The sequence below is a fragment of the Providencia sp. wls1914 genome (assembly GCF_009706645.1).
Taxonomy (GTDB): Bacteria; Pseudomonadota; Gammaproteobacteria; order Enterobacterales; family Enterobacteriaceae; genus Providencia; species Providencia zhijiangensis.
Window position 1 is genome coordinate 115,760 of the sequence record NZ_WLUN01000005.1, and the last position, 24,399, is coordinate 140,158.

A 24,399-nucleotide genomic window follows, 5' to 3' on the forward strand; every position below is an offset into this window, starting at 1 on the left:
GCAGAAAGAAAACTGTAACAAGAATTATCAGGCAGACATCATGCTCTGCCTGATATTTTAGAAGGGATTACTCGGCAGTACGAATCGCAGATTTTGGACGGAAAGCTTTAACGATGCTTTCGTCTGTTTCAATATAAGGGCCATCAAGTAATTGAATGCAGTATGGCACACTCGCAAAAATACCTGACACCAATACATTTCCCTCTTTATCTTTCAGCCCTTCTAAGGTTTCCGCGATCGCTTTTGGTTGCCCTGGTAAGTTTAAAATCAGTGACTGATTGCGGATCACGCCAACTTGGCGAGATAAAATCGCCGTTGGCACGAACTTTAGACTAATTTGGCGCATCTGCTCACCAAAGCCAGGCATTTCGCGATCGGCAACCGCAAGCGTTGCATCCGGAGTGACATCGCGGCGAGCAGGCCCCGTACCACCAGTGGTCAGGACTAAATGACATGAAAATTCATCCACCAGCTCACACAACGTTTGCTCTATCATGACTTGCTCATCAGGGATCAAACGAGTTTCTAAACGAAAAGGGGTGGTAATGGTTTTCGTTAGCCACTCCTCCAGTGCTGGGATCCCTTTATCTTCGTAGATACCGCCTGAAGCACGATCAGAAACCGACACCAGACCTATGCGCAACTCATTCATAAAAACCTCAAAAATTAATCATTTAAATTCGTTCATTTGGCAAGAAAATACTAACTTAATTAATACCAAGCCAATAATGATAAACATGGTGCATCATACCATGAGGTCGAATGCCTGACAGCGTCGTGTTTGTGTCGAAATGTGGAATTGAGAGTTTAATCAATGAAAAAACAGCATAAAAAAACCCAGCCAATTGACTGGGTTTTCTAAGAAAAAGGAAATTACAGCAGAGCTGCGATCATTTTTTCCAGTTTTTCTTGGTCTACAGCAAACTTACGGATACCGTCAGACAGTTTATCAACTGCCATTGGATCTTGGTTATGCTGCCAGTAGAACTCAGCTTCAGTCAGTTTAGCGCCTGGCTCTTGAGTTTTACCTTCATCTTTCAGTTTACAAACCAATTCACCTTGTGATTCAGACAGCTCTTTCAGCAGCGCTGGAGAGATAGTCAAACGGTCACAACCTGCCAGCTCAATGATTTCACCTACGTTACGGAAGCTTGCACCCATCACGACAGTTTTATAACCATGTGCTTTATAGAAGTTGTAGATTTCAGTTACAGAAACCACGCCTGGATCTTCATGTGCAGCAAACTCTTTTTTATCTGTGTTTGCTTTGTACCAGTCAAGGATACGACCTACGAATGGAGAGATCAGGTAAACACCCGCTTCCGCACAAGCACGTGCTTGAGCAAAAGAGAATAATAAAGTTAAGTTACAGTTGATGCCTTCTTTTTCCAGTTTTTCCGCCGCGCGGATACCCTGCCAAGTAGAGGCTAATTTGATCAAAATACGATCGTTGCTGATACCCGCTTCGTTGTACATTTTCATCAGACGGCGAGCTTTAGTAATACACGCTTCTTCATCATAAGAAAGACGCGCATCAACTTCTGTTGAAATACGACCTGGGACTAATTTCAGAATTTCTAAACCGATATTAACAGCCAGTTTGTCACATGCGTCAACAACTTGTTGTTCACGGTTATTGCTTTGCTTACGCGCCCACTCTACCGCTTCATCAATTAATTTACGGTACTCAGGAATTTGTGCAGCATTTAAAATCAGCGATGGGTTAGTCGTCGCATCTTGTGGTTTGTACAGCTTCATCGCTTCGATGTCGCCAGTGTCGGCAACAACAGTTGTCAGACTACGTAAGGAGGTTAGTTTGTCGGTCATTTCTTTAATCTCGTTGTTATACCCGTCATACTTCAAGTTGTAGGGGTGTTGGCTACATTCACTCACCCTTGCCATCTACCTGCAACTTAAACTACTTTGTGTATTATTAAGGAATTGAGGCTAGCGCCGCACCGTCCCATGATAATATCACGCATCTACGTTGCTGCAAGCGAGGAAATATCCTTGAAAGCAACTATTTGATCAGCAATCGTTTTCGCGGTATCACTAGGAACTGAATGCATTTAGCTAGGTAGAGTAATCTCATCAGTAAACCAGATAACCACCATAAGCGCGACTTATTACAGCGATTCGCCATTTCATCTGATTTTTTGTTAAAGTAGTGGGTAAATTTACTATCACAAGGGTTAAGTTATGCTGATTACTATTTCACCTGCCAAAACATTAGACTACGAAAGCCCGCTCGCCATCGACACGTTTACTCAACCCGAGCTCCTCGCTGAGTCTGAAAAACTGATTAAAACATGCCGAAAACTCACGCCAGCAGATATCGCAAGCTTAATGAAAATTAGCGATAAACTTGCAGGGCTGAATGCAGCACGCTTTGGTGAATGGCAGCCAAACTTTACCCCAGAAAATGCACGCCAAGCCATCCTCGCCTTCAAAGGGGACGTCTATACTGGCATGCAAGCCGAAACGTTTTCGCCCGCTGATTTTGAATTTGCTCAGCAACATTTACGTATGTTGTCCGGCCTGTATGGTGTGCTGCGTCCATTAGACTTAATGCAGCCTTATCGCTTGGAAATGGGAATTCGCCTTAAAAACAGCCGTGGTAAAGACTTATATGAATTCTGGGGAGATATCATCACTCAGCATTTAAATAAAGCACTGGCAGCGCAAGGGGATAATATCCTTGTTAATTTAGCATCTGATGAATATTTTAAGTCTGTGAATACCAAAAAATTGGACGCTGAAATTATTAAACCCGTTTTCTTAGATGAGAAAAATGGTAAATATAAAGTCATCAGTTTTTATGCAAAGAAAGCTCGCGGATTAATGAGCCGTTTTATTATTCAAAATAAACTGACTAAATCCGAACAGCTATCTGACTTTAATTTAGAAGGCTACCAATTTGATAAAGCGCAGTCGAAAGGTAATGAATTAGTCTTTACTCGCCCTGAACAAGCCTAATCATAGGCTCACTTTGTTGGCTTATGGGGAATGTATCACACCCTATAAGCCTCATACTCAACATGCGATATCTTATTTCAAATCCCCGTCACAATCTGGCGATAAAATAATCATTTCTTAAGCTGTATAGCATTCTTTCACCAGTGAGCTCGACAGAGTTATGCCAAAATTCGAGTAAATCTTTGCCATTTATTTTGGAGGTGAGCCATGCCATATTCTGCTGCGTCACATCGTTACACAGATATGGAATATCGTCAGTGCGGTCGGAGTGGATTAAAGCTCCCCCTTGTCTCTTTAGGACTCTGGCATAATTTTGGTGACAACAAGCCAATTGATAACTGCCGAGCCATGTTAAGGCATGCGTTTGATCATGGGATCACCCATTTTGATCTCGCCAATAATTACGGACCTCCTCCAGGCTCTGCTGAACAGCAATTTGGTCGCATCCTACAACAAGATTTTCGTCCTTATCGCGACGAAATGGTGATCTCCTCCAAAGCAGGTTACACCATGTGGGAAGGACCTTATGGTGATTGGGGCAGTAAAAAATATTTAGTTGCCAGCCTCAATCAAAGTTTAAAAAGAATCGGCGTCGATTATGTGGATATTTTCTATCACCACAGACCCGATCCTCAAACTCCGTTAGAAGAGACCATGGCAGCTCTTGATTTGATCGTTCGACAAGGTAAAGCGCTTTATGTGGGAATTTCGAACTATCCCGCAGAAACAGCGCAAGAAGCTATCCGTATACTTGATCAACTGGGCACCCCTTGCCTTATTCACCAACCTAAATACTCCATGCTAGAACGTACCCCTGAGGAAGGTCTCCTCGATTTGCTCGAAGAAGAAGGTGTCGGTTCGATTGCCTACTCCCCATTGGCCGGAGGGATTTTAACGGATCGCTATCTCAATGGTATTCCCGCTGATTCTCGTGCAGCAGGTAATCCATCATTACCGCCAGAAAGGCTCACATCCGCTATTTTAGCAAAAGTGAAAAAACTCAATGAATTAGCCTTAAATCGTAGGCAAAAATTGAGCCAAATGTCATTAGCTTGGTTGCTACGCCATGACCGTATTACTTCCGTGCTTATTGGCGCAAGCCGTATCAGCCAAATCGATGATGCTCTCGGCATGATGGAAAATCGTGATTTTAGCCAAGATGAGTTAAAAGCCATTGAGCTGATCCTCGAAGACGCAATCTAAGCCCTTCCCCTATCGCTATCTCTTAAAATATATTTAAGGGATAGCTTTCTATTTATTACCTTTAATTTAAATACAAACGAACGAATAAAATTACAGCTTATTATTTTATATTTACTCAAACCAAATTTGATCTATTAATTACCGAATAACATTCTTTAATTATTTAAGTGAGTCATTTAAGCTTTATTTGCAGTTTAATTAATTCACTTTATAACGAGGAATTTATATGCGTAAAATCTCTACTCTCTTAATCACCTTATTATTCCCTTTATCCGCTCTTTCTATGACTATACCGACCGACTCTCAGCAAACCGCCACCGAATATCTATGGAGTAACGGCGGTAATGGGGGTAATGGTGGACATGGCGGCAATGGTGGTAACGGGGGAAGTGGTGGTAGCGGCGGGCATGGAGGCAATGGTGGAAACGGCGGTAATGGAAATTAAATAAACCCGATTATTTAATTATTTCCCCCCTTCATTCATGAAGGGGGATGGAGGAAACAATGGTTAATCAATCTCTATTTCAATTTTTCTCTATTTTAATTTTCACAGCAATACCAATATTAAGTCACTCCAATAATCTTCATATTAATAAACCTCATTCATTCCATTTAAATAAATCCATTATTATCGATAATATTTCACAGTCATATTTTTGTATTCCTTTTTATTGCCGAAATTATTATTTTCATCATTCCGAGAATGGCGTTAATGGCACCCATGGACAACATGGTAGTGGCGGAAACGGTGGTAATGGCGGAGTTGGAGGCAATGGCGGCAGAGGAGGTAATGGTCAACATGGTGGAAATGGCGGCAACGGCGGCAGTCATGGTCATGGCAACCACGGAGGTCACGCAACTCCCAGCAGTAATGGAAATGGCGGAAATGGCGGAAATGGTGGTGTACATGGTGGTGACGGTGGACACGGAGGCAACGGAGATGGCCTAGGTAACGGGGGCAACGGCGGAAATGGATCCGTCAATGGTAGTGGTGGCAATGGCGGACACGGAGGAAGTCATGGTGGCCACGGTGGTAATGGAGGAGATGGTGACGGTAGTGGAAATGGTGGGAATGGTGGGAATGCAGGTATTGGGGGACAAGCAGGTAAAGGTGGCAAAGGTGGACCCGATGGCGGACAAGATGGCGCGGATGGTGTTAGTTATTAATTCCCTCATCAAAAAACGGAAGCCAATTCAGCTTCCGTTGTTAACATTTCCTTTAACAGTGAACTTCAATTACCGCTTCGGTGCTAACTTCATTAAAAATTCGCGTAATTGAACGAAATCAGATGGTAAGAAGTGAGAAAGCAGTGGTAAATCAGCACGTTCCGCCAACTCTTTTGGCAGTGAAATTTGTTTATTTAAGATAGCTTCCACGCTCTCTTTAAATTTCGCTGGATGAGCCGTTCCTAAGAACAGACCATATTCGCCATCTTGCAGTTGGTCACGCAGGACACGATAAGCAACCGCCGCATGAGGCTCGGATAAATAACCTTTTTTATCCAGTTCACGTACAGTCTCTTGAGTCACTTCATCACTCACTGCACCGTAACCCAGCTCTTTTAATGACCAACCTTTACGGCGGAATAATTCTTCAATACGCGGCCAGTTATTTGGCTGGCTGACATCCATTGCGTTAGATAGCGTCGCAACGGTTTGATGCGGCGCCCATTTTCCATCGACTAAATAACGCGGAACAGTGTCATTAACGTTAGTGGCAGCGATAAAGCGTTTCACTGGTAACCCCATAGATTTCGCCAGTAAGCCCGCTGTTAAATCCCCAAAGTTACCACTTGGCACAGAGATCACCAGTTGATCGCGTTTTTCTGCTGGGATCTGAGCAACCGCTTCAAAATAATAGCAAATTTGCGCTAACAGACGGCTAATATTGATGGAGTTCGCAGAGTTCAAATACAGGGCTTTTTTCAGTTCTTCATCATCAAAAGCGTGTTTAACCATCGCCTGACATGCATCGAAATCATCTTTGATAGCCACAGTATGGATATTTTTACCCAGCGTACAGAATAGCTTTTCTTGCAGTGGGCTGATTTTGCCTTCTGGGTATAAGATAACGACTTGAACATTATCCAAACCATAGAATGCATGGGCTACGGCTGCACCGGTATCACCAGACGTTGCGGTTAAGATAGTGACTGGCGCGCCGCCTGCCACTTGACCTAGCGCTTGTGCCATAAAACGGCCGCCAAAGTCTTTAAATGCCAGTGTTGGGCCGTGATACAGCTCTAACGTAGCCACATCATCTTCAACTTTGGAAACAGGTGCTGGGAATGCAAAAGCGGTTTTAACACGTTCAGCTAGCTGCTCAGCAGGGATTTCATCTCCAATAAACGCGCTTAAAATACGGCTACTACGAGTGACAAAATCCAACTTCAGTAATTCATCAATTTCACTGGCGCTAAACTCAGGTAAGTCTTGAGGGAAAAATAACCCTTGTTGCTTACCTAACCCTTGTTTCACGGCTTGCGCGAAGCTGACTTGTTCGTTGTTATCTTTTAAATTATACAGTTTCATCGTTTACCCTATTGTCCTTGCACCCGCCATATCTAAACGACAGATATGCACAAAGCCTTCATCATTTTGAATGTAATGTTGTTGTAGGTACTGCACCATTTCTTCTGCAATTCTTTTATCATCGCAAATGGTAAAAATTGTTGGTCCTGACCCCGAAATGCCACATGCCAGCGCACCAATTTGCTTCGCATGTTCACGCGCCTTCGCAAAACCCGGCAGCAACTGAGTACGGTATGGCTCTGCCACGACGTCTTTGATCATCGTGACAGCGAGCGTTGGCTGGTTAGTATGGCATGCATGGATAAAGCCCGATAAATAGCGTCCATGATTCACAATATCATGGCGAGAATAGCTATCGGGTAAAATAGCTCGCGCTTCCGCAGTGGAAACTTTAATCCCCGGATAAGCCATCACCCAATACCAGTTTTCAAAAGCTGGCACAGGTTGAGAAATAATGCCATTTTGCTCGATGATCAACTGTAAACCACCCAAATAGCAAGGCGCGACGTTATCATAGTGAATGCTGCCTGAAATACGTCCTTCCAGCTCGCCCATCATGCCAAGCAGTGCGGTTTGGTCAAATGGCTTATCCGCAAACTCATTCAGCGCCATCAGCGCAGCGACAACGGAGCAAGCACTTGAACCTAAACCCGAACCAATTGGCATATTCTTTTCAAGGGTCATCGCCACGTTCAGTTTTTTACCCAGACGCTCGCAAAACAGTTCCCAGCATTGGTAAACAATGTTGTGTTCCATTTTTTTCGGTAGCTTAGAAACAAATCGACCTTGGTTTTCTAATGAAAATGTCTCTGCCGCTTCAATACTGACACAGTCACCAAGCAGTGAACCATCAACCGGAGAGACTGCTGCGCCTAGCACATCAAATCCAACGCTCACATTACCAATTGAAGCGGGTGCATAAACTTTGATCACTTCTTAAACTCCCAATTTCCATGATAGGGTACGCAGCATATCCGCAAATACACCCGCCGCAGTTACATCATTACCAGCACCGTAACCTCTGAGAACTAAAGGAATTGGTTGATAGTAGCGCGTGTAGAATGCCAGTGCGTTTTCGCCATTTTTTACTTTAAACAGTGGGTCATTTCCGTCAACAGCAACCATTTTCACCTGACAGCGACCTTCTTCAATAAGACCCACATAGCGTAACACTTTTTCTTCTGCTTCTGCCGCTTTTATCCGCGCAGCAAACTGGGCATCAAGTTGTGGTAAACGCGCCATAAACTCGGCAACACTGCCTGAACTGTCGAAATCAGCAGGAAGTACAGATTCAATATTGATGTCGCTAAGTTCTAATTCATAACCCGCCTCACGAGCTAAAATCAGTAACTTACGCGCCACATCCATACCGGATAAGTCGTCGCGTGGGTCTGGCTCTGTGAAGCCTTTTTCCTTCGCTAACGTTGTCGCTTCTGATAAGGACATCCCTTCATCCAATTTACCGAAAATAAATGACAAGGAGCCTGACAAAATTCCACTGAAATGAACTAATTCGTCCCCAGCGTTCAGTAAGTTTTGTAGGTTTTCGATAACCGGTAAACCCGCCCCTACGTTGGTATCATAAAGGAATTTACGTTTCGAACTTTCAGCCGCGGCACGAAGTTGATGATAATAATCCATCGACAATGTGTTGGCTTTTTTGTTCGGCGTAACAACGTTAAAACCGTCTTTTAAGAAGCTAGCATATTGCTCAGCAATCTCTTGGTTAGACGTACAGTCGATGATCACTGGGTTTAAAAAGTGATATTCACGCTCTAAACGGATCAGGCGACTGAGGCTAAACGCTTCTTTGGCGTCGGCTAATTCTGCTTTCCAATTATCTAAATCAATGCCTTGCATATTGATCAGCATCGCTCTTGAGTTAGCGATCCCACAGACTCGTAGATCAATATGTTTTTGTTTCAGCCATTGCTGTTGGCGATGGATCTGTTCGATCAACGCATTACCTACGCCGCCTACACCGACTATAAAGGCTTCAATCACTTGCTCTGCATTAAACAGCATTTGGTGACATAAACGCACCGCTGAAGTGGCTGACTCATTGGCGATCACCGCAGAAATTGAACGCTCAGACGAGCCCTGTGCGATAGCAACGATGTTGATATTGCCGCGAGTTAATGCTGAGAAGAAACGTGCGGAGATGCCTTTTAATGTACGCATACCATCCCCAACAACGGAGATGATAGCCAGTTGCTCCATCACATCTAACGGGTCTAATACCCCATCTTTAAGCTCTAAATAAAACTCTTCTTCTAATGCCCCGCGAGCACGCTGTAGCTCATTTTGCGGCACACAGAAGCTGATACTGTACTCCGACGATGATTGCGTGATCAGCACCACAGAGATCCCTTTACGGGACATGACCGAGAAAATACGCGCGGCCATACCGACCATGCCTTTCATACCCGGACCTGAGACGTTGATCATCGCCATATTATTCAGGTTAGTGATCCCTTTCACTGGCGTGCTAGCATCCGTTTGACCATCACCAATCAGCGTACCCGGCGCACTTGGGTTAGTGGTGTTTTTGATCAGGCAAGGAATTTGGAACTGTGCAATTGGGGCGATAGTTCGAGGGTGTAGAACTTTCGCGCCAAAATAGGAAAGCTCCATCGCTTCTTGGTATGACATCCCTTTGAGTAAACGGGCATCAGGCACTAAACGCGGGTCACAAGTATAAACCCCATCAACATCTGTCCAAATTTCACAACAATCTGCACGTAAACATGCCGCTAATACCGCAGCCGAGTAGTCGGAACCATTACGGCCTAGCACCACCAGCTCACCCTTCTCATTTCCAGCTGTAAAGCCCGCCATCAATACGAAATGGTCTTTAGGAATGTTCAGCTCCGCAATGCGTTTAGTAGACTCATTGATATCGACGGTGGATTCAAGATAGTGACCTTTGGCCAGCAAGCTTTTCACCGGATCAATCACCGTGACTTTATGACCGCGAGCTTTTAATACAGATTCCATGATGGCGATAGAGAGCTTCTCACCACGGCAGATAATAGAGGCGTTGATGCTATCAGGACATTGTCCTAGAAGAGTAATACCATGCAGTACTTGTTTGATTTGCGCGAATTCGTGTTCAGTCAGCTTTTTCAGTTTGTCATATTCAAAGCCGGGCTGCTTTTCTTTTAAACCCTTTAAGAGATTAGCAAAAATCATTTCTGCATCACTCACATGCGTGATGACATCCTGACCTGCTGCCGTTTTTTCAATCATCGCCACCAAATGGTTAGTGATTTTCGCCGGTGCAGATAGCACCAACGCAACTTGCCCATCTGCCAACTTGCTTTCCGCGATATCAGCAACATTAAGTACCCGTTCGTCATTTGCGACTGAAGTACCGCCAAATTTAAGCACACGCATGGTATTTCTCTCCTGAATTAGCGCCAAAAAAAAGCCCACATCTTATTAGGATGCGGGCTTTTTCATTTTTATTTTTTGGATGCGTCAGCCCGCCCCGTTTCCTGTGGTCACGGTGGTGGTGGTAATAATCGTAGTCAGGCTGATTTTACGCATAAAATTTGTTTATCTCGTAGGGAACATTTAGGTTTCTCCCTATACGGTTAAAGTAATCACACAATAATGTCAAATTTATTTGCATTTACGCCCCCAAAATAAGCGGCAATTCAGCTCAGAGATCCACTACATTCGTCAAAAATATCTTCATAAAAAGAGAGCCAGCCTTGAAATACCAGTTGTAAAATTCATTCATTCTAAAATTAATAGATTTTAATTTTATTTAAAAAACAACTACACCACCTGCATAAAAAACAATCAAATCTCAAATTTGATGGTGATATTTTAACCGTATTTTTCAGCTGTAAATTTGAAATAAATTGCCATTGATGTCCTATCTATCTCTCTTTCATTAATCTTGATCAATATTCGCGCCAACCTTAAAAAATCCTACTTAGTTTCAGATCAAAATTGCACATAAGAAACTGAATAGCCATCTCGTTAATTATAAGCATGCAAATATTAATTCAGATATTTCTGAGGAGTCTTGTTATTTTTTTGTAAAACAAAATAGATTCACGCAAAGCGAGTAAGTGTAATCACCTAGTTTTTCTTATAAAAAACCAAAAATACTTTTTTTACGCGATTTTGATGTGCTAAACGAAATTTTACTCTCTGACAATTTTAAGGTGTTCTGGAGACGCAAAAACCACTTACGTGACTTAGCTTAAGTTAAATCCAAATATCTTGATCCCTATTCACATCTACCTTTCTTTACGGTATCACGATGAAAAACGTGCATTATCTCTCCTTTTTTCTCTTATTTTTATCGTCTATTCGATATCTCTATAACAAATAATTTTGGTATAATTATCTACCTAACAATCATTGTTAACGTGCTACAATTGATTTTGATATGTATCAACAAAAGTTAGTTTTTTAGGTGGTAAATGCAGTATTAGCTGTTATATTGCTGTTAACAGCCCAATATTGGGAAAGTGCTTAAGTTTTGGTGAGTTTTATGACCTTCAGCCTAATGGATAGGCAACGTTAAGTCACTGAAAAATGTAAAGACAAATTTATACTCATAGACGTGTTTTTCCAGATAACCATACCAACAACCACCTAACTGGAAACGGCCTATGGGTTCAGTATTTTTATTTTAATACTTTAGGTAGCAAATATGCAGACCCCACACATTTTGATCGTTGAAGACGAGATTGTCACACGTAATACGCTGAAAAGTATCTTTGAAGCGGAAGGTTATGTTGTTCACGAAGCCACCGATGGTGAAGAGATGAACAATGTTCTTTCGGAACATGACATCAACTTAGTGATCATGGATATTAACTTACCAGGCAAAAACGGCTTACTGCTGGCTCGTGAACTACGTGAGCAAGAAAGTATCGCATTAATGTTCTTAACTGGTCGTGATAACGAAGTTGATAAGATTCTTGGTCTTGAAATCGGTGCTGATGACTATATCACCAAACCATTCAACCCACGCGAATTGACTATCCGTGCACGAAACTTACTGTCCCGTACTATGAATTTAGCGGGTGGTACAGAAGAACGCCGTCTGGTTGAGAGCTATAAGTTCAATGGCTGGGAATTAGACATTAATAGCCGTTCATTAGTGAGCCCTGCTGGTGAGCACTACAAATTACCACGTAGTGAATTCCGTGCAATGCTTCACTTCTGTGAAAACCCAGGCAAAATCCAAACTCGTGCAGACTTACTGAAGAAAATGACTGGCCGTGAGTTAAAACCTCATGACAGAACAGTCGATGTGACTATCCGTCGCATTCGTAAACACTTCGAGTCGACACCAGATACCCCAGAAATCATTGCTACCATCCACGGTGAAGGCTACCGTTTCTGCGGTGATTTAGACGAGTGATTTTGTTCTGATTAATCTGATTAATAAAAAGCCGGCGCAAGCCGGTTTTTTTATTTAGATATAAAATATCAAAGACATCATTTCAGCGTTAAAAAATTAAAATTATTAGCCGATATATATCTATCTATAAATAAATGATTAATAGGTAGAATTTAATGAACGATTTTAGCCAATATAAAAACACACTAAGTAAACTAAAATTCTATGTGTATGCCCTATGTGAAGTTAGAGGTAATACCCGAATTCCCTTTTATATCGGGAAAGGCACTGGTTCTCGTTGCTTAAAACATATTACCGATGCATTCGCTGATCTTGATGGCTTAGAAGAAAACGACAATAAAAAATTTGAATTAATTCGTGAATTAAGTAAAGAAAACCTACTTGGTATTGATATTCTCTGTCACGGTTTAGATTCAGAAACTGCTTTTATGGTAGAAACAACCTGTATAGATTTAAAAGGGTTAGAAGGCTTAACTAATAAAATCAAAGGTAAAACAACGAGTAAAGATGAAGAGGTTTTAAAATTGGGGCGCCTGACTATTGAAGAAGCCGCTTCAATTTATTCTCAACAAGATACTGAAGTTTCAACTGAACATGCTGGCTTAGCTTTTATCTTAAATAAATTATATCGATTCAATATGAGCGAACTTGAGCTATTCGAAGCGACTCGTGGTGTATGGCATAATCCACCTCGTAAAGATCAATCGCTGAAATATGCATATGCTATTTACAACGATATCGTAAAAGAAGTCTATGAAATTCATTCTTGGGTAGAGGCTGGCACTCAGCAATATTTTACTCGAAATATCAATAAAGGAAGTGGGCGTTGGGAATTTATTGGTAGAAAAGCGAGCGATGACATCCGTAAACTTTATGTTGGCAAGCGAATAGATAGAGATAGAAGCTATGGTACTCCATTTGTAAAAGTTGGCGCTTAAATATCTTCAAAAATCGCCACTCATATTAAATATCATCAGTGGCGATTTTTATATCAAAACACACTTACCACGGCATAATCGGCACGGCGCTTAGCGCATTTTTAGGCGAGCCGTCGATCATCTTATCGGAATAGGTCAAATAGACAAGTGCGTTACGTTTAGGGTCGTAAAAACGAACCACTTGGAGCTTTTTAAATACCAAAGACGTTCTCTTTTGGAAAACTACCTGCCCTTTTTTCGGATTACGTTTCACTCGGTCATTTAACTCAATAGGACCCACTTGTTGGCAAGAAATGGCAGCATCCGAAGTATCTTCCGCTAATCCAAGCCCGCCTTTAATCCCGCCCGTTTTTGAACGGCTTAGGTAGCAAGTCACATTGTCCACATCTGGGTCATCAAAGGCTTCAACGACTATTTTATGGTCAGGGCCAAGCACCTTGAATACCGTATCCACCGAGCCGATTTCTTCTGCGACTGCCATAAAAGATAGTGTAGACAACATTGATCCTAAAATGAGGTTTTTCAGCGTATTACCTTTCGCAATACCTTTTTTAAATTTGGAAGAACGCATACAGTATTCCCTTTTCAGCTTAACATCTGAATTTTAAATAACCTAAACGGCAATAATTCTGTTTATTAACTAATTCTTAAATACAACTCATTTACTATAAACGAAAAAGGTAACTTGTTATAGAATAGCCACTCATTGATTACTCATATCGGTTCTATGAGTCGTATTGCCTGGGGATATCCATGGATCAAACAAATATTATTCGCGACCTTCTTCGTTGGATAGATGATAACCTTGATAAACCATTATCATTAGATAATGTTGCCGCAAGAGCGGGTTATTCAAAGTGGCATTTACAGAGAATGTTCAAGGATGTGACCGACCAAGCAATTGGTGCTTATATTCGCGCTAGACGCCTATCTCGTGCCGCGGTTGCACTGCGCTTAACGAGCCGTCCCATTCTTGATATTGCATTACAGTATCGATTTGATTCACAACAAACTTTCACTCGCGCTTTTAAAAAACAGTTCAATCTGACGCCGGCGTTTTATCGCCGTACGGAAGAGTGGTGCGCGACCGGTATCTGCCCGCCGATTGTATTAGATGAACATTCTCCATTAGATTATGAATTTGTCACGATGGTCGAGCAGCCGTTAGTCGGTTTGGAGCAAAGTTGTTCCTATGTGCTTGAAGAGTGGTCAACCGCTTGTTCTCAAATGCGTCAATCTTTCTGGCGCTATTATTTAGAGCACACCACCAAAGTGGCCTCTGAAGTCTTTGGCTTACATCATGCGATTCATAGTGCCGAGAAAGATGATGAGCAAACGGTGTTTTACACCACCGCGGTGAAACCGGAAGATGCGAGCTTTAGTAACACCGAATATAGCCATGTTACGATCCCCGCAGGCGAATATGTGAAATTTAATTATCGTGGCGAAACGACGAGAGAAAGAATGCAAGAGTTCCTTTACCATGTTTATGGGGTCTACTTGCCAAAACTAAATCTCACTCGCCGTCCAGGCTATGATGTAGAACACTACAAAATCAAGAATGTGACGCACAATGAGATAACGGATACAGATCCAAGAACTCATATTGAAGCATTCAGCTATTATGTTCCAATCAAAAAACCTGAAGCTAACTAAACAATCATAACCAATACCCAAAACAAAGGCGCTTCATACACTGAAACGCCTTTTTCTTTTTCGCTGCTTTACTTCTTAACCTTGCTGTTCATCAAGGGCAGGCTGAGAAAGGTGAGTGACTTCCCCCGCCGTTTCTACAATCCAACCATTGGCTAACCATGGGCTATTTTGATAATCAACACGAGATAGCGAACAGTTACGCAGGCGTAAACGACGTGGTGAGTTTGCTGGTACGCCTAAGATACGACTGAGTAATGTGCTGAGCGCCAAGCCATGGCTGACCAATAAAGGACGGCTTCCTTCTGGTAGTTCAAGGCAATGATTTAACGCCGCAAACATGCGCGTGAACAGTTCGTCCATCGATTCCCCTTCAGGAATTCGGCCGCCTTCAGCGCCATTTATCAGGCTTTGGCGCCACTGTTCTTCCTGTTCAGACAGTGAGCCAATTTCTCGTTGCTCCAAGACACCCATATTTAATTCACGCAGACGCGGTTCTGTGATAATTTCACACCCGCACACTTGTGCAATAATTTGTGCAGTTTCAAGTGTGCGTCCCATATCACTAGTGATAATATGGGTAATACCTTCGGATTTAACCCGTTGAGCGACCTGCATTGCCTGTTGACGACCTAAAGCAGTCAAAGGGCTATCAGATTGTCCCTGTATGCGACGAGCAACGTTCCATTCAGTTTCGCCATGGCGAACAAGATAAACCTGTAACATAGATGTGTTCCGTTATTACTGTACAAAGTATGTGTTCAAAGGAAAATAATTAATGTACCAAGTTATAGCTGCAACGACGAATCCCGCCAAAATTAAAGCGATTCAACTTGCCTTCGATGCCGTTTTTGGGCCAGGCAGTTATCAAATTGAAGATATTAATGTCGATAGCAGCGTTCCACAGCAACCTATCGGTAATAATGAAACCCGTACAGGAGCAAGACAACGTGTGATGGCATCACGCCAAGTACGCCCAGAAGCTGACTTTTGGGTAGGTATTGAGGCGGGTGTTGAAGATGACATGACATTTGCATGGATTGTGATTGAGCACCATCAAATCCGTGGAGAATCACGCTCTGCCAGTATTATGATCCCAGAAAAAGTCCTTGCGGGGATCCGTGAAGGCCGTGAGCTGGGTGATGAAATGGCTGACCTTACTGGTATTGATAATATCAAACAACAAGGCGGCGCGATTGGCTTTTTCACCAACGGCGTGTTGACGCGCACCAGCGTTTATCAGCAAGCGCTAATACTGGCTTTAGTTCCTATTAAACACGAAATTTATAAAGAGCTAAATCACATAGAAGACTAATTATACTCAAAACGATTTAAAATGCATGTGGGGCTCTTAGCAATAAGAGCCCCACATTTATTTTTCGAGAATAATCATTGGCTGCATTAAAAGACAATCAAAAATTACAGTAGCTTAGATTCTAGCCACTCTTTTACCGGAATAGGGGCTGACTTCAAACTGTTTGAGCCGCGAGTAATAGTGGCAATACCTACGCCGAGCTCATTTTTTAATTCACGCTGGCTCATTTCACCGCGCATTAATTCTTGAACAATCCTAACGCGAGTTCCTAAAGCCGTCCGTTCATCCGGTGTGAGTAATAGCTGAAGAATCGAATCCTGTATATTTTGCTCAAAGGCCATTTGCAGTAGTTCCACAAAGCGTTGCCAATCCGCATTTTCATCAGCGGTTAACGCCGGGTCTGGTTTATATTCTACAGTCATCATCTACCCTTCCATACTATTAAACTAGTACAAATAATAGCACAGAACACTATCTCGTATAGTTAAAAATACAGAACTCATCTTGGTGAAGGTAAACCAAACCGACCAACAAGATGAAATTCCATACAAATTAATACTTCATATTCCATTCGTTCGCGGATAACATATTGCCTTTTTCACCTAAGAAATGTTTATAAAACAAATCATAAGAGAGAACATTCTTCACATAACCACGGGTTTCTGCAAACGGAATACTTTCCACAAAAGCCACCGCATCGATACGCCCTGCACTGTTACCTAACCAGCGAGTCACTCGCGATGGACCGGCATTATACGCCGCACTGGCTAAAATACGGTTATTGCCAAATTGCTGATAAACATCGTCAAGATACGCGGTACCTAACTCAATGTTCATCACAGGGTTAGTCAGTTGCCCTGCATTCACATAACCAGTGATACCTTGCTTTTGCGCCGTATGTTTTGCTGTCGCTGGCATTAACTGCATTAAGCCTGTCGCACCAACTGTCGATTGCGCTTGCGGGTTCCATGCGCTTTCTTGACGAGCAATGGCCATCGCATAGCTTTTTTGGATCATTTTACTGCGAGTGTAATTATCAAACTGTTTTTCCCACGCTAGCGGGAAGCGCTCTTCAAGATGATCCCACAGTTTTGCGGTGATCGTGGCTTGAACGCTCAGATCTGCCCATTTATTATCGAAAGCATAACGGGCGAGCTGCTCTTGTTGATTAGGGGACATGGAAGAGACCAAATTTATCCACTCGGAGCGTGCCAGATTGTCCATCTCCCAATACATTAGCTCACGGATGCGCTGAATTTGCGGCATGCTGTGAATACTGGAGTCAGGTTTCACGGCTTTATTCACCATGACTGGGTAATCCATTTTTAGCTGCTGTGCGGCTACCATCGGGTAGAATCCACGCTTCGACGTTAACGCTCGCAGTATGCTTTCACCTTCAGCGCTTTTACCTTGGTCAATCAAGGTGATAGCTTGCCAATATTGCCACTCTTCCTTATTTTTTACGTCGTTCGGCAGTTGTCGCAACCATGAGGCTAATCCCGTTTTATCCCCTTCCCCCAGCGCTAAACGTACGCGGCGCTCTTTTAAAGCGGCAGAGTTAGTTTCACGGATCACTTCATCACGCCACATTGCCTGCTCAGGAGTGACATCAACTCCCATATATTGCCACGCAATGCTATCTTTCATTTGCTGGTTTTCTGCCATATTCATTTTCTGGGCAGAGCTGATCCCCGCTAACGCCGTGCGAGCGGCATCAGGGGATTGACGCGCATAGCGGCTAAACCCAGCTAATGTGGCTTGACGCGTAAAATCCGTCGGCGTCAATGTTTTCGCAAACGAGACAACCGAAGCGGGGTCATTTTGTAGTTTAACCAACGCATCAGAGATAGTTTTGTAGCTGCTTGGTAAGCGTTTCGCGAGGTAAGTTGCCGTTGACGTATTACCGTCTTTGATAGCTAGGTGAATACGCGCCAAAATCATATCCGTTGAAAGATATCCAGCTTTTTCCCATTCAGTAAACAGTTTGTCGCATGCTGCTGGCATGGAATTACCATTGAGCCACATTTTTTCAGCGCCTTGCCACGCGACCTGTTTATTTCCTGTCGCCCAATTCGCAAAATAGAAATTACATTGTGCTTCCGCAGGTTGTGGCGGCTCAGGGCTAAATGCCAATAACGATGTCCACTCTTGGCGACGCGCCAGCTCATTCACAAACCGGCTTTTGAGAGTTTTCGCCACAGGCAACGTTGGGTATGCATCGATAAACTCTTGCGCTTGTCTTGGCGAGATAATATCTAAATCTTGTGACAGCTCGCGGTATTCTAAATATGGATACAGCGGATAATCACGTAAGGTTGGCAATAAACGCTCGACTTCATCCATCTTATTGGCATCCCAAGCAAGCTTAATTGCTTGATAACGTTCACGTTGTGCCTGTAAAGAATCCGCCCAAACTGTTGTGGATACCAACAGCATAGTGACCGGAACTGCCGCTAACCAACCTTTCATATTTATTCGCTCCATCGCTTAAATCTTGTTAGAGATTGCGCTCAAACATACTCAAAGCATTCATTAGTTACATCAATAATGTTAATGCTACCTAAAGTTTTCAGCCAGCGACAGAGGAGATTTCTTGAAATGGTTGGGTTTACAATCTTTTACTTATTCGATTCGTTAACCCTGACAACACGGATAACCTAGACCAGCCTAGGGGCGATCGGGTATAGGCCTCTGCCGACTTCCCCTAAAATAAGATAATTATAATTAGATTTTCTGCCCTACTATTGCAAAAGTCATATTCAAGAAGCAGGTTTGACAGAAACTCAGATAGTGAATATTTAAAACTTGTTGAGCTTGGCATGTTAGAAAATTCAAAGTCGAAATATCTCAGTTAAAGTAGGGAGGCAGAGTTATTTATTATCTTTTCATTTTTATTGAACAAAATTAAATTTTGTAATGATAATCATTTTCATTTGTAGGTGTTATATGTAATATTTATTTATGTTTTTTCGACAAACTAAGAGTGGATTTGTATATGAATTTTAGTTGTAAGCCTAATGTATTAATGTTCAGTATTGTGCTAATTCCTTTCTTTACAAATGCATACTCGATGCATAAAGGAGATTCGTTTGGATTTATCCCTTCTATTGCGGTACAGGATGCCGCTACATCCGCATTAATGGAAAACATTACTGGTAAAAACATCTACGCAGCTTATGCAATTGGCTTAATAAAAAATAATAAAAACAACAAAGTATCTCAACACTTATGTAATGGACAGGATGAAGTTATAAATACGGCCTTAATTGGAGGGTGCTCGTTAGTTGAACCCGATTCATTTACTTTATTAGAGACTAAGCATTTCATAAATAAAAACGGTGAGATGGTAGAAATTGATGTTCATGATCCTAATACAATTATAACTCCCACAATGAGAGTAACAGTCAAATATATCACTGAACCAAATCCTCTAATTCGGAAAAACAATTGTAATGACTATCGCATCAATGACACACCAACCTCTTGTTTTGTTTTCAAAATAGCACCTTTTATTTTTGATAATTTACAACAAAGAGAATTAGTCATTAATGCCATGGAAAACCCTTGTGCATTTTTGACCTCAGTTGAAGATGCAAAAAAATTTACCAACTTAAAATATCCATACATTTCATACTTAGGCAGAACAGGAGGTGAGGCACGTTACATTCTAGATTGTGATACAAAAAATCCAGAAACTTACTCGTCGATTGTAGATGAAAAGATGCAATCAATATTACTTATTCGCAATAAAAAATAAGGATTTTTTTTATGGCTCAACCATATATCCGTATTAATCAGTTTGAGGCTAATTACTCTGATGTAGGCGTTAAATCTGCAACAGGGCATGTTAATTTTACTTTTATCGATGGTAATGGTGTTAATAAAGGAACTTTTGGTGCAAATCTAAAAAATAAAGATCGCCCATCAGGTGTATCTAATGAAGAAAGTGATAATCGACGTAAAATCGATGCAAAATCACCGCATCATTTCAGTTACGCAAAGTTGTCATCTAATGATTTTACGAACGCATTAAAATATGCCCAAAAAGCACATCATGAATCTAGTATTGGTAATATGAAATATGCGCTGGCTTGTGGCAATTGTGTTGACTTTGGAATGCAAGTATTTAATCAAACTACTTTAGGGCGTAGTCAATTGCCTAATTATTTACAACCAAATACTGCAGTGAGTATTTATGCAAACCTAAGTAATGCTCTTTGCTCTGGTGATAATTATCAAATTAAAGAAGCACGCAAAGTGGTATTAACCCCTAATAGATGGAGACCTGAACAGTTACCTAATTGGGCTCAACCGTGTATAGATGCTGTTGTGCCAACTACAATTTCAGGGGGGAAATGGCTTGACACTAAATCAACGGATGCATGGGATGTTGCCAAGCATTTTACTATGGAACAGGGAACTTGCGAACTAGAAGTTCAGGAATTTGTTGTTAAGAACCTCACAGTTGCTTCACCGATTGTTATTAATCTAGACGGCTGTGGCATAAAAACGACCTCAATTTTTGATCAATCCGTTCAGTTTGATTTATTAGGAATTGGCCATAACGTTACCTCCGCGTGGATTATGCCAACTTCTGGTTTTTTAGTTTACAACAAACAAGGCATTGACAACGTAACTAGCGTTAATGATCTGTTTGGTGGCTCTGAGCGCATGGAAGGTTTCTTTAAACTTGTTGATTTGGACAAAGACAAAAAAGGATATATCGACAAAAATGATGAAATTTACGCTTCATTGCGCATATGGGTAAATCATCAAATGGACGGCATATCTCATGCAGGTGAAATATATACGTTACAAGAATTAGGTGTTGAGCGAATTAATACAGATTTCGACATTGTTGATTTTATTGATGAAAATAGTAACCTTATTGGCGAACGTTCTACAGCTATTATAAATGGTATCGAATGTGAAATGTCTGAGGTTTACTTCACTTATCTTTAATACCATTACTTCATATATTGGGGTCTAGCCGTTTGCAGTTCAGATCCCATCAATTATCATCCCCGCCCTACTCAACACCTATTTCGAGCCTTTTGTTATATGTAATAATCGACATCAATAATGAATTAATATTGATTGCATGATGAGGTGATAGCCCCCTGAATTGTCATCACTTGCATGGGAAGTTATTGACATAAAGACAGGAACAATTACAGTTAGACGCAATTACTTTTGAGTGGCTCGTTTTACACACTTTCGCTTTTGGAATCTCACTATTCGCCTTGAATTTATGAGTTCTTACAAAGTGAAGAACCGAGCGATGCAATTAAAAATTATGTTATAAAACAAAAGGTAAATAAATTGGCTCAATACGTTTACAGTATGTATCGAGTGGGAAAAGTGGTTCCACCGAAACGTCATATTTTAAAGAACATCTCTCTGAGCTTCTTCCCTGGGGCGAAAATTGGTGTTTTAGGTCTCAACGGTGCAGGTAAATCAACATTACTGCGCATCATGGCTGGCATTGATACTGAGATTGAAGGGGAAGCACGCCCTCAACCGGGTATTAAAATCGGTTATCTGCCACAAGAACCAAAACTGAATTTGGAACATACCGTTCGTGAAGCCGTTGAAGAAGCGGTTAGCGAAGTTAAGAACGCCTTAACTCGCTTAGACGAAGTGTATGCGCAATACGCCGATCCTGACGCTGACTTTGACAAGCTGGCGAAAATCCAAGGCGAGCTAGAAGCGATTATTGCCGCACAAGATGGCCATAATTTAGATAACCAACTGGAACGTGCTGCTGATGCACTGCGCCTGCCAGCTTGGGATGCGATTATCGGAAACCTCTCTGGGGGTGAACGCCGCCGTGTGGCTATCTGCCGCCTTCTGCTGGAAAAACCAGACATGCTGCTGCTCGACGAACCAACCAACCACTTGGATGCTGAATCCGTTGCTTGGTTAGAGCGCTTCCTGCACGACTACGAAGGCACCGTTGTGGCGATCACCCATGACCGTTACTTCCTCGATAACGTCGCTGGCTGGATCCTTGAACTTGACCGTGGTGAAGGTATTCCATGGGAGGGTAACTACTCTTCTTGGTTGGAACAAAAAGATGAGCGTCTGGCGCAAGAAGCGTCAACAGAAGCGGCTCGTCGTAAATCCATCGAGAAAGAATTGGAGTGGATCCGTCAAAATCCAAAAGGTCGCCAATCCAAAGGCAAAGCGCGTCTGGCTCGCTTTGAAGAGCTTAACAGCGTGGAATATCAAAAACGTAACGAAACCAGCGAATTGTTTATCCCACCTGGACCGCGTTTAGGTGACAAAGTTATCGAAGTAGAAAACCTGAGCAAGTCTTATGGTGATCGCGTTCTGATCGACAACCTGAATTTCTCGATCCCGAAAGGGGCGATTGTCGGGATCATCGGTCCAAACGGTGCGGGTAAATCTACCCTGTTCCGTATGATTTCCGGTCAAGAGCAACCAGATTCTGGTTCAATCACCTTGGGTGATACCGTGAAAATTGCCTCTGTGGATCAGTTCCGTGATGCAATGGATGATAGCAAAACAGTGTGGGAAGAGATTTCCAACGGTCAAGATATCATGCGTATCGGTAACTTTGAGATCCCAAGCCGTGCTTACGTCGGTCGCTTTAACTTTAAAGGCGTTGACCAAGGTAAACGCGTGGGTGAATTATCTGGTGGTGAGCGTGGTCGTTTACATCTGGCAAAACTGCTGCAAGTTGGCGGCAACGTACTACTGCTCGATGAACCAACCAACGACCTCGACGTTGAAACTTTACGCGCACTGGAAAACGCCCTGTTAGAATTCCCGGGCTGTGCAATGGTTATTTCCCATGACCGTTGGTTCCTTGACCGTATCGCAACCCACATTATCGACTACCAAGATGAAGGCAATATCACCTTCTTCGAAGGTAACTTCTCTGAGTACGAAGATTACAAGAAACGTACTTTAGGTGCAGATGCGCTGCAACCACACCGCATCAAGTACAAAAAGATGACCAAATAATTCGTTTATTACGATCGAAAACGGCCCCCTTAGGGGCCGTTTTTTTATGCAGAAAGTGAGTCATCCAGCATCAATAATTGCTGAACCAAAGAAACGCACTCTAAGAAACGCGAATCGTAGTCCGACGACTCCACATGCACAAATTCAATATTATTTTTCTTCAGCATTTCAATCAGTAATGTTTGAAACTCCATTCTGTCTTTATCACTGCCTAAGCTGCGCAGACCATCCGCTACCCATGGAGTATTATTTTCTAACAAGATAACGAGATCAAAACGGTACTCATCAATCAGCGCCTGAACAAACGGGTGTTCTCGCCCTTCATAACGCAAACAGAATGCTTGCGTGGTGACAAAATCCGTATCAATAAATGCCACTTTATTCGCATATTTAATCGCAAAATCAATATATTGAGCATGCCCTAACGCGATCTTATCGTAGTCAGAATATTGCAGCGCCATCTCATCACCGCCAAGGTGGCTAAACACATAATCGCGCCCATATTCCCACGCACTGGTGGTATTGAAGATATTGGCCAACTTATTGACGAGGGTGGATTTACCGCTTGATTCGCCGCCTAACACCGCCACTTTACGCACAAAGAATGGTTTCACTTCAGTTGGAATATATTCCCAATAGCGGAATGGCGCTTGGCGAATTTGGTTGCCGCTAATATTCATAAATGTGCGCTCAGGATCGATAAGCAGGGTTTCGATCCCAAGGTATTTTTTATAGCGATGCACATCGTGAGGCTCGCCGGAATAAATAAAGCTAGGGTTGATATTATGCTTTTTCATAAAGCCTTTCATCCCATCGCTCCACACTTCCCAACCGTGAGGGTATGGCTCTATCCCTTGCTCATCAAAGGAGTGAATATGGATATTTTTCTGATACTTAAAGGTTTGTAATAACCAGCGCAGGCGGTCACTGACGGTTGGCTGTTGTGACATGGAGCTGTTCACAAACAGCTCTTTATCACGAGGCTCGTCGTGGCAGAGGATCACATGCAGTTCATCCACTTGGCTACAAGCCCGTTGAATCAAATAGATATGCCCCGTATGGAGTGGATAAAATTTCCCAAAAACGACGCCGATAGTTTTCTGTTGAAGCGGGTACTCCAATCCTAAAAAACGATGAAGCGCCGCGATTTTGTGGGCGCTGGGGCTTTTAATTTTGTCGTTAATTAACTGGCTGAGATAGCCTTTGGTCATCTCTGTCGCATCAGCCACTTGCTGCAAGGTGTAACCTGCACCTTTGATGGCACTCTTTAGATAGTCAAATTCAGCCATATTATTTGTCCTTTCGCTTTTATTCCCTTTTTAACAGAGAATCTTTTCTCTCACTATCTCATCATTATCTAAATGATCCGTGTTGTCGCTAGACGCTAAGTGGCGCTAATCCCT

Annotated in this window: 20 protein-coding genes, 2 pseudogenes and 1 other annotated feature; of the genes and pseudogenes, 11 read left to right on the forward strand and 11 right to left on the reverse strand. The window is 42.4% G+C overall.

Annotation, left to right across the window (positions count from 1 at the left end):
* Positions 1–67: 67 nt before the first annotated feature.
* Positions 68–652: a molybdopterin adenylyltransferase gene (mog, locus tag GKR74_RS05055; RefSeq protein ID WP_036950281.1), complete on the reverse strand. Its 585-nt coding sequence runs from the start codon at positions 650–652 to the stop codon at positions 68–70.
* Between the two features lie 221 nt (positions 653–873).
* Positions 874–1,827, reverse strand: coding sequence for a transaldolase (tal, locus tag GKR74_RS05060; RefSeq protein ID WP_036950279.1), 954 nt, complete (start codon positions 1,825–1,827; stop codon positions 874–876).
* A gap of 372 nt (positions 1,828–2,199) precedes the next feature.
* Here tal and yaaA point away from each other — a divergent pair, with 372 nt between their 5' ends.
* The 4 genes from yaaA to GKR74_RS05080 all read left to right on the forward strand — a co-directional run bounded on the left by yaaA (position 2,200) and on the right by GKR74_RS05080 (position 5,346).
* On the forward strand, positions 2,200–2,976 hold the full coding sequence (yaaA, locus tag GKR74_RS05065) for a peroxide stress protein YaaA (protein ID WP_154602772.1): 777 nt from the start codon (positions 2,200–2,202) through the stop codon (positions 2,974–2,976).
* A 207-nt stretch (positions 2,977–3,183) separates the two neighbouring features.
* Positions 3,184–4,179 (forward strand): aldo/keto reductase, encoded by a 996-nt coding sequence (locus tag GKR74_RS05070; protein ID WP_154602773.1) that lies wholly within the window; start codon positions 3,184–3,186, stop codon positions 4,177–4,179.
* Between the two features lie 226 nt (positions 4,180–4,405).
* Complete coding sequence (locus GKR74_RS05075; RefSeq protein WP_154602774.1) at positions 4,406–4,624, forward strand: hypothetical protein; 219 nt, start codon at positions 4,406–4,408, stop codon at positions 4,622–4,624.
* 59 nt (positions 4,625–4,683) lie between these two features.
* Entirely contained in the window at positions 4,684–5,346 is a 663-nt protein-coding gene (locus tag GKR74_RS05080) for a hypothetical protein (RefSeq protein ID WP_230089123.1), read from the forward strand.
* Positions 5,347–5,415: 69 nt separating this feature from the next.
* Here GKR74_RS05080 and thrC read toward each other — a convergent pair whose 3' ends face one another.
* From thrC to thrL, 4 genes and pseudogenes are all read right to left on the reverse strand, one after another.
* A complete protein-coding gene (thrC, locus tag GKR74_RS05085) occupies positions 5,416–6,711 on the reverse strand; it encodes a threonine synthase (RefSeq protein WP_154602776.1) in 1,296 nt (431 codons plus the stop codon).
* Between the two features lie 3 nt (positions 6,712–6,714).
* Entirely contained in the window at positions 6,715–7,644 is a 930-nt protein-coding gene (thrB, locus tag GKR74_RS05090) for a homoserine kinase (RefSeq protein ID WP_336431297.1), read from the reverse strand.
* 3 nt (positions 7,645–7,647) lie between these two features.
* On the reverse strand, positions 7,648–10,107 hold the full coding sequence (gene thrA / locus GKR74_RS05095; RefSeq protein WP_154602777.1) for a bifunctional aspartate kinase/homoserine dehydrogenase I: 2,460 nt from the start codon (positions 10,105–10,107) through the stop codon (positions 7,648–7,650).
* A 24-nt stretch (positions 10,108–10,131) separates the two neighbouring features.
* Positions 10,132–10,253: a sequence feature (Thr leader region), on the reverse strand.
* Positions 10,153–10,260: pseudogene (gene thrL, locus GKR74_RS18155) on the reverse strand (thr operon leader peptide). It overlaps the preceding feature by 101 nt.
* 1,123 nt (positions 10,261–11,383) lie before the next feature.
* Here thrL and arcA point away from each other — a divergent pair.
* Both arcA and GKR74_RS05110 read left to right on the forward strand, forming a co-directional pair.
* A pseudogene (gene arcA / locus GKR74_RS05105) lies at positions 11,384–12,115 on the forward strand (two-component system response regulator ArcA).
* Positions 12,116–12,255: 140 nt separating this feature from the next.
* The gene (locus GKR74_RS05110) at positions 12,256–13,038 is read left to right on the forward strand and encodes an LEM-3-like GIY-YIG domain-containing protein (protein WP_154602778.1); all 783 of its coding nucleotides are present in this window, start codon (positions 12,256–12,258) and stop codon (positions 13,036–13,038) included.
* Positions 13,039–13,102: 64 nt separating this feature from the next.
* Here GKR74_RS05110 and creA read toward each other — a convergent pair whose 3' ends face one another.
* Positions 13,103–13,609, reverse strand: coding sequence for a protein CreA (gene creA / locus GKR74_RS05115; protein WP_154602779.1), 507 nt, complete (start codon positions 13,607–13,609; stop codon positions 13,103–13,105).
* Positions 13,610–13,791: 182 nt separating this feature from the next.
* Here creA and robA point away from each other — a divergent pair, with 182 nt between their 5' ends.
* Positions 13,792–14,694 carry an MDR efflux pump AcrAB transcriptional activator RobA gene (robA, locus tag GKR74_RS05120; protein ID WP_154602780.1) on the forward strand — a complete coding sequence of 301 codons (903 nt, stop codon included), beginning with the start codon at positions 13,792–13,794 and terminating at the stop codon, positions 14,692–14,694.
* Positions 14,695–14,769: 75 nt separating this feature from the next.
* Here the strand turns inward: robA and gpmB are convergent, their stop codons facing one another.
* Positions 14,770–15,417 (reverse strand): 2,3-diphosphoglycerate-dependent phosphoglycerate mutase GpmB, encoded by a 648-nt coding sequence (gpmB, locus tag GKR74_RS05125; RefSeq protein ID WP_154602781.1) that lies wholly within the window; start codon positions 15,415–15,417, stop codon positions 14,770–14,772.
* 52 nt (positions 15,418–15,469) lie between these two features.
* Here gpmB and yjjX point away from each other — a divergent pair, with 52 nt between their 5' ends.
* A complete protein-coding gene (gene yjjX, locus GKR74_RS05130; RefSeq protein WP_154602782.1) occupies positions 15,470–16,006 on the forward strand; it encodes an inosine/xanthosine triphosphatase in 537 nt (178 codons plus the stop codon).
* A 104-nt stretch (positions 16,007–16,110) separates the two neighbouring features.
* Here yjjX and trpR read toward each other — a convergent pair whose 3' ends face one another.
* Positions 16,111–16,428 (reverse strand): trp operon repressor, encoded by a 318-nt coding sequence (gene trpR / locus GKR74_RS05135; protein WP_036950344.1) that lies wholly within the window; start codon positions 16,426–16,428, stop codon positions 16,111–16,113.
* Between the two features lie 130 nt (positions 16,429–16,558).
* Entirely contained in the window at positions 16,559–18,475 is a 1,917-nt protein-coding gene (gene sltY, locus GKR74_RS05140) for a murein transglycosylase (RefSeq protein ID WP_195848753.1), read from the reverse strand.
* 601 nt (positions 18,476–19,076) lie between these two features.
* Between sltY and GKR74_RS05145 the strand changes: the two genes are divergently transcribed.
* The 3 genes from GKR74_RS05145 (at position 19,077) to ettA (ending at position 22,996) form a co-directional block, all read left to right on the forward strand.
* The gene (locus tag GKR74_RS05145; protein ID WP_224063684.1) at positions 19,077–19,763 is read left to right on the forward strand and encodes a hypothetical protein; all 687 of its coding nucleotides are present in this window, start codon (positions 19,077–19,079) and stop codon (positions 19,761–19,763) included.
* A gap of 11 nt (positions 19,764–19,774) precedes the next feature.
* Positions 19,775–20,968 carry a hypothetical protein gene (locus GKR74_RS17950; protein ID WP_230083164.1) on the forward strand — a complete coding sequence of 398 codons (1,194 nt, stop codon included), beginning with the start codon at positions 19,775–19,777 and terminating at the stop codon, positions 20,966–20,968.
* Positions 20,969–21,328: 360 nt separating this feature from the next.
* Complete coding sequence (gene ettA, locus GKR74_RS05155) at positions 21,329–22,996, forward strand: energy-dependent translational throttle protein EttA (RefSeq protein ID WP_006662825.1); 1,668 nt, start codon at positions 21,329–21,331, stop codon at positions 22,994–22,996.
* A 44-nt stretch (positions 22,997–23,040) separates the two neighbouring features.
* On the opposite strand, the gene nadR is transcribed toward ettA, so the two are convergent.
* Positions 23,041–24,285, reverse strand: coding sequence for a multifunctional transcriptional regulator/nicotinamide-nucleotide adenylyltransferase/ribosylnicotinamide kinase NadR (gene nadR, locus GKR74_RS05160; RefSeq protein ID WP_154602784.1), 1,245 nt, complete (start codon positions 24,283–24,285; stop codon positions 23,041–23,043).
* Between the last annotated feature and the right edge of the window lie 114 nt (positions 24,286–24,399).